The 6147-nt window shown below is 61.1% G+C and carries 6 protein-coding genes; 2 read left to right on the top strand and 4 right to left on the bottom strand.

Translation table 11 applies throughout. From position 1 onward, the window contains the following. On the top strand, positions 1-856 hold an 856-nt coding region (locus VZ95_RS10525; RefSeq protein WP_232302603.1), incomplete at its 5' end, for an MraY family glycosyltransferase. Positions 857-903: 47 nt separating this feature from the next. Beyond that, positions 904-1803, top strand: coding sequence for a phytanoyl-CoA dioxygenase family protein (locus VZ95_RS10520; RefSeq protein ID WP_052711667.1), 900 nt, complete (start codon positions 904-906; stop codon positions 1801-1803). Here the strand turns inward: VZ95_RS10520 and VZ95_RS10515 are convergent. The 4 genes from VZ95_RS10515 to VZ95_RS10500 form a co-directional block, all read right to left on the bottom strand. Beyond that, entirely contained in the window at positions 1798-3054 is a 1257-nt protein-coding gene (locus VZ95_RS10515; RefSeq protein ID WP_045775797.1) for an oligosaccharide flippase family protein, read from the bottom strand. The two genes, VZ95_RS10520 and VZ95_RS10515, sit on opposite strands and share 6 nt — an antisense overlap. A gap of 4 nt (positions 3055-3058) precedes the next feature. Next, positions 3059-5242: a GumC family protein gene (locus tag VZ95_RS10510; protein ID WP_084627718.1), complete on the bottom strand. Its 2184-nt coding sequence runs from the start codon at positions 5240-5242 to the stop codon at positions 3059-3061. 12 nt (positions 5243-5254) lie between these two features. Then, a complete protein-coding gene (locus VZ95_RS10505) occupies positions 5255-5794 on the bottom strand; it encodes a polysaccharide biosynthesis/export family protein (protein WP_198148219.1) in 540 nt (179 codons plus the stop codon). A gap of 54 nt (positions 5795-5848) precedes the next feature. After that, a partial coding sequence (locus VZ95_RS10500; RefSeq protein ID WP_045775794.1) for an outer membrane beta-barrel protein occupies positions 5849-6147 on the bottom strand: 299 nt, incomplete at its 5' end.

Below are 6147 nucleotides of genomic sequence, written 5' to 3'. Positions count from 1 at the left end.
CGGAACCGCCTTAGCGATTGCGGGATTGGCATCCGTATTTTTGCATTCTATCAATGCGGATATGCAGTTTCCCGTTAAGGTTGGTGTAATACTCGTGGCATGCCATTACATCATCGGCCTTGTGGACGACCGCTCGGATATTGATGCGCGGCTGCGGCTTGTGCTCTCGACCTTAGCAACAACGGCCGCTTTCTGGCTCGATCCGACCCTCGTGGCGCTGAATCTGAATTTCTCCTGGGGGATCAACGTTGGCATGGTCCCGGCGTTTGCTTTCGTCGCGGCAGCCCTAGTACTGGTTTCCTTCATTTTCGCGGTCAATCTCATCGATGGGCGCAATGGCATTCTGGCGGGCTATGCGATGCTGTGGCTGACGCTGCTGCAAGTAACCGCCGACGCCCTGCCAATGGGCTATTACGTTACGGCGATGCTGTGCTGCGGAGCCTTCCTGATTGCCAATATGCGCGGGCTGGTGTTCGCGGGCGACAGCGGAGCCTATCTGGTGGCCTGCACGATTGGCGTTCTCGGTCTGCATGCCCATGCCGAGGGCCATGTTTCGATTGACCAACTGCTGCTCTGGTTCATCGTGCCGGTCTTCGATGCGGGGCGCGTGCTGGCCGTGCGCCTTGGGCGCGGACAGAGCCCGTTCCGGGGCGGGCGCGACCATCTGCACCATGTTCTTTGGGACCACGTCAGCCACCGTTGGGCCGGCGCGCTCTACGCAAGCGCCACTTTGGTTCCGTCGGTTTTGAGCGTGATGGTTCCGAGCCTCACCGCCCTGTGGTTGATTGCGGCGGTGGCCTGGCTGCTCGTCCTCTCCACATCGCCGGTTTTTTTCGCTAAACTGCGAACCGTGTAAACGGGCACCCTTTGGTGGGATGCCCGGTGAGAAGATGATGCGCCAGCTTGTCGAAAAAAATCCTCCGCCGCGCCCGGCTGATGGCCTCGCCTTACTATTGGGCGTTTGAAGCGCAACGCCGGGTTCGGCACCCACAGCGCCGGGCGAAAATCGCGCGCTGGCTGGCGGGGCGGCGGACCCGGTCGGTGGTAATGCCGGGGGGCAATGCCGCAGCGACGGTGCAGGCGTTGGTGCAGGATATGAACCGCCAGGGCTATCATCTGCTTACGGGGCTGGTGGAGCCGCAGCAGGTGGCGGAGATGCGGGCTTATTTCTCCGAGCAAAAAGCCCGCGACCCCTACCGTCCCACGTTCGGCCAGTTCATGCCGCTCACCGAAGCCCGGCCAGAAACCCATGTGGCTTTTTTCGATGCGGAAACCGTGGTCGCGGCCCCGCACGCGGTGGCGCTGGCCAATCACCCCCTGCTTCTGGCCAGTATCGAGGCCTTACTCGGGTGCAAGCCCAGCATCGGGTATCTGACCGCTTGGTGGTCGCTGCCGGGCGACGGAACCGCCGAGCACGCTGAGCGCTTCCACCGAGATGTGGATGATTGGGCCTTCTATAAATTCTTCCTCTACCTCACGGATGTCGACGAGCATTCCGGCCCCCATGTCTATATTCCCGGCTCCCATGACCGTGCCACCCATCTCGATCTTCGCCGCTATACCGATGCGGAGGCGGCGGCATTGGGGCGGGAGTTGCGTTTCACGGGTCCGGCGGGGAGTTGTTTTGTCGAAAATACGTTCGGGATGCATCGCGGCCTCCCGCCGCGTGACCGGCCACGACTGATCTTCCAAGTCACATATTGTCTAATGGGGCTTCCCTATGCACCGGCCAAGCCCGTTGCGCCGCTACCGCCGGGGTTTGATCCCTTCATCAACCGTTTTTACTTCAAAGAATCCTCATAGCCCCAGCGCGAGCGCGATCAGGGCGGGCACGGTGGCCATTCCCAAGGCAAGGCCAGCGCGGGGCAGCACAAGGCCGGATTGGCGCAAGAGCAGCCACTGCGTCCCAACCCCGATGCTGAGAAGGCACCATCCTAGGAAAGCCACCAGGAGGGGCGTCGGCGCGATAAAATGCAGCAAGGCTTCAATAGCCCMCCACCCCAGCAGGCCGACCAGGGCGAGCGTTGGCGCGGCCCGGCGTCCCAACCCCTGACGATTGAGCATCGATTCGAGCAGCGCAATGGCAATCCAAAGGATCGTTTGCCCGGCAATCAGCGCGACGACAAGACGCGGGATTGCGGGATAATCGGGGGTTAGATGTGGAACAACCCAGGGCCAAGCGAACATAACCCCGACGCCCAGCACGGCGAGGCTCGCTAAAATACCGGCAAAAATCTTATCCCAGCGCTGCGTCGGCCAGGTAAAGAGATCGCGGAAATGCCACGTCATCAGCAGTTGATGGACGACCAGCATAATAAGGCAGAGGCGGGCGGCAAAGGCGAGCGCGCCGACATCGGCCAAAGGCAGAAAGCGCCCGGCCAAAAGACGCGGCGAGGCGGCAAACGCGACGAGCACCAAGCTTGTCAAAACCAGCGGAACCCCCTCTTTGAGGGCAATCCGCCAGAGTTTCAGCAGCCCCTGGGGACGTAAGACAGCAAGCGCGCCGAGGCCAACGAGGCAGAGCGGGAGTGCGAGGCCCCAAACCCCGTAGAGAAATCCCGTCAACTCCGGCGCGACGCCTAAGAGCGTTAGAACAATCGCGCTCACGCCCAGCAGCACCAAACTTCCATTATCGACCCAAGTCGAAAGATATTTGTACCCCTCAACCCGCGCCCAGAAACTCAGACCATACTGTGCCCCGTACAGAACCCCGAGCCCAAGGGTGAGGCTGACGACGGGCGGCACCCCCAGCCAAACGCTCGCAAGGCTGCTCACATAGAGCGGCAGCGCTGAGAATAAAAAGGCGAGGATGAGAATATCCGTTACCCGCTCGTGGCCCAGCAATAGGCGCAAGCGCGGAGTCGCCTGAGGCACACCCAGGCCGACCACGCTGCCCATAACCGTGGCGATGGCCAGCGCGAGTTCTAAACCGCCATAGGTCTCGGGGGCGAGCAGGCGCGAGAGCAGAAGCGGCCCGAAAAAGGCCAACCCGCGTGCGCTGCCATAGCATCCGAGAAAGAGGAGGGCCGCGAAAGCCTTGCGAACCCGCGCCATCGGCTTAATCGAGCGACAGGCAGCGACCGTTCATATAACGATCAAACAGCCTCGGATCGATACGGTTCAGAATAAGCGCAACCGCTTGGCTATGGCCTTGGGCGAGGCGGCGGACGGCGCGGGTCAGCATATGGTTTTTCGTCTTCCGCCATTGGGTCACGACCAGCGTGGCGTCGGCCAATTGGGTAATCAGCACGGTATCGGAAACCGTTGCTAGCGGCGGGCAGTCGAGAATAATCAAATCATAGTGGCGGCGGACTTCTTGGAGGAGGCCCGCGAACAGACGACCGCCGAGAAGCTCTTGCGATTTATGCGGCGCGGCTTCGGTGGGAATATAGTGCAGCCCGCTTGCGGCATCGGTTCGGATGGGCGAGCCGCTTGACGCGCCGTGGATCAAGAGATGGTCGAGCCCATTGCTGGCCGGAACTTTGAGCCCGCGCGCCACTGCTGGCGTGCGAAAATCGCAGTCGATCAGCAGAACGCGCATCCCATCGAGCGCGGCGGAACGGCCAAGGCTGAGGGCAATCAGGCTTTTCCCTTCCCCCGCGACCGCCGAGGTCAGCAGGATCACTTTCGGCGGAACCCCGAGCGACGAGACTTTGAGCGCGGCGCGGATCGACCGGATTGCCTCGGAGAACAGCCCGTCGCGCTGGTTTAGAACCGTATCCGGGCGGCTTCCCAATCGGCCCGCGCGCGGCACCAAACCCAGGCAGCTTATGCCCGTGTCCCGCTCAAGCTGCTCGCTGGAGCGAACGGTTCGATCAAAATGATCGGCCATCACCGCGAGGACAAAGGCGATTGCGCCCCCAATCACAATGGTAATCACCATCGTCAGGCCCATGCGCGGCTGATCGGGCGATTTCGGGATTTGGGCGGGGGAGACGAAGCGCGCGACGGGATTAACGAAATTCTCCTGCGTCGCCCCTTCCTGGATCCGCGTTAAAAACGCATCCAGAACGGCGCGGTTCGCATCGACATCGCGTTCAAGCTCGCGCAAGCGCACTTCGGCGGGGTTGGCTTGGGCCGCTTGCCGCCGCAACACGTCGAGATTATTGCGCAGCGAGGCTTCCCGAACCCGCGCGATATCGGCCTCGGCACTCATGGCCTGGGCGATTTTTGCAATCTCCGCGTCGATCTTGCGGCGCAAATCGTCGCGTTCGGCCCGCACGGCGATCATCGTCGGGTGTTTCTCGCCGTAGCGGTCGGTCAACTCCGCTTCCCGCCGAATGATTTGCGCTTCCTGCTCGCGCAAACGCGTTATCAGCGGCGAGTTCATCACCTCGACGATGCTGGCGATATTACCACTGCTGCGGCTCTGCTGAAGCTGGCGCAGGCGCGCTTCCTTTTCCGCGCGCTCCGCCGCCGATAGAATCATCTGGTTCGAAAGCTCGCTGATCTGCTGCTGGGAAACCGAGGTTCCCTTCATTTCAGAGAGGTTATTTTGCTGGCGGAACTGCTGGACCGCAAGCTCGGAGCGGCGCACTTGGGTCCGCAACTCTTCGGCACGCTCGTTCAGCCAGCCGTTGATGCGTTTGACGGTTTGCACGCGCTCGTCTTCTTGGCCGGAAAGATAAAGCGTGACGAGTTGATTGGCGGCGGCGGCGGCCAGCGCGGGATCGGACGAGCGGAACTGCACTCGGATAACGTAAGAGCGCCCGTCGGTAAGAACCGAAAGCCCATTGCTAAATCGGTTGACCATCTGGTCCATGTCCAGCGGTGGTTTTGGCTCCGACGCAAACAGGGCGCGCAGACTGTCGGGCAGGGGCAAGGCTTCGGCGATGCGCGCCAATCGGCCGGGGCGGTTGCCATATTCCGGGTGCTCGCTCATGTTAAGCGACTGGATAACCTTCGCGGCCAGCGGCCAGGACTGTAAAACCTGAACTTCCGTGCGAACAACGGGGAAATCCAGCGTTACCGCATTCACGAAATTTGGAATTTCCTGAATATTCACCCGCCGCGTATCGAGCGCCAGCGACGCTTCCGCCGTATATCCCTTGGGTTGAAGCGTTACCCAAATCAGCATTGTCGCCGTGATCGTCAGAAAAACGGCCAGCATAATCGGCAACCGCCGCCGGATAATGCTGAGCAAGCGCGTCAGATCGAGCAGCCCGGCCCCATCCTGTTCGGGCGGCAGGGGCATCGATAAGTTCGGCGGTCGGGCCGGGGCGGAGGGTTGAAGCTGCGTCATGAGGGCTCCGCGTTAAAAGAACCGCTCGGGGACGCGAATAATATCGCCCGGCAGCACGGGCGTATCGTCGTTCCCCTCCAACTCGGTCTTTTTCCCGTCGATCAGGCGCGTTATCAGCAAGCGGCCTTGGCGTGCGCGCGGCGTATAGCCACCGGCAAGCACCACGGCATTCACCATGCGCATTCCGTTGACATAGGCATAGCCGCCCGGCAGGCGAACTTCGCCGTAAATGTAGAAGGGCCGATAGGTCAGCACAACCACGGTAACGCGCGGATTTTTGAGATAACCATTGCTCAGGGCTTTGAGAATCGTTGCCTCAAGATCGCTGACGCGCTGCCCCCCGGCGGTCATTTGCCCGATCAACGGAAGCGAGATCTGGCCGGTGCCGTCGATATCATAGTCGCCGGATAAATCGGCTTCGTTGAAAACCTGAACGCGCACCCGGTCGCCCGGCCCCAATCGATACTCGCCGATGCCAATTTCCGTCTGGGGCTGCGTCGGGGCCTGTGCCGACGACAAGCCGCTGCGGCCCGCAAGCAGACAGACAGACAAACCAAAAAGGCATTGGCGGCGATTAAGCATAGAGGGGTCTCAATTTATCCTGCGTTAGAAGCTTGATACGAGCCGCAGCATGCCGATGTTGCGCTCAAAGTTTGAGTCGCTCTGCGTGCCGTCGCGGCGGCTGAAATTCACTTCAGCTTGGGCTTGGAAGCTACGGTTGATGAACCAAGTGGCGCGGGCACCAACCGAAAGAATATCGGCGGCGTCACGGCTCCGCTCGTAATCGAGGTACCGGGTCGAGACATTGGCCCCGATCAGCAAATCGGATTGCAGTTGATGCTCCAGCCCAAACCAATAGGTCGTAGAGAGATAGGCGATGCTGGGGCCGACAGCGACCTCGTTAA

This window comes from Elstera litoralis (assembly GCF_000963705.1).
In the GTDB taxonomy this organism is placed as follows: domain Bacteria; phylum Pseudomonadota; class Alphaproteobacteria; order Elsterales; family Elsteraceae; genus Elstera; species Elstera litoralis.
Note: the sequence above shows the minus strand (reverse complement) of the source record. Positions and strands in the feature narration are given on the sequence as shown.

What these genes read in the sequence shown, in the direction of transcription:
- VZ95_RS10510 (WP_084627718.1), bottom strand. Translation starts at nt 5,242, where the DNA reads ATGACGCAGCTTCAACCCTCCGCCCCGGCCCGACCGCCGAACTTATCG.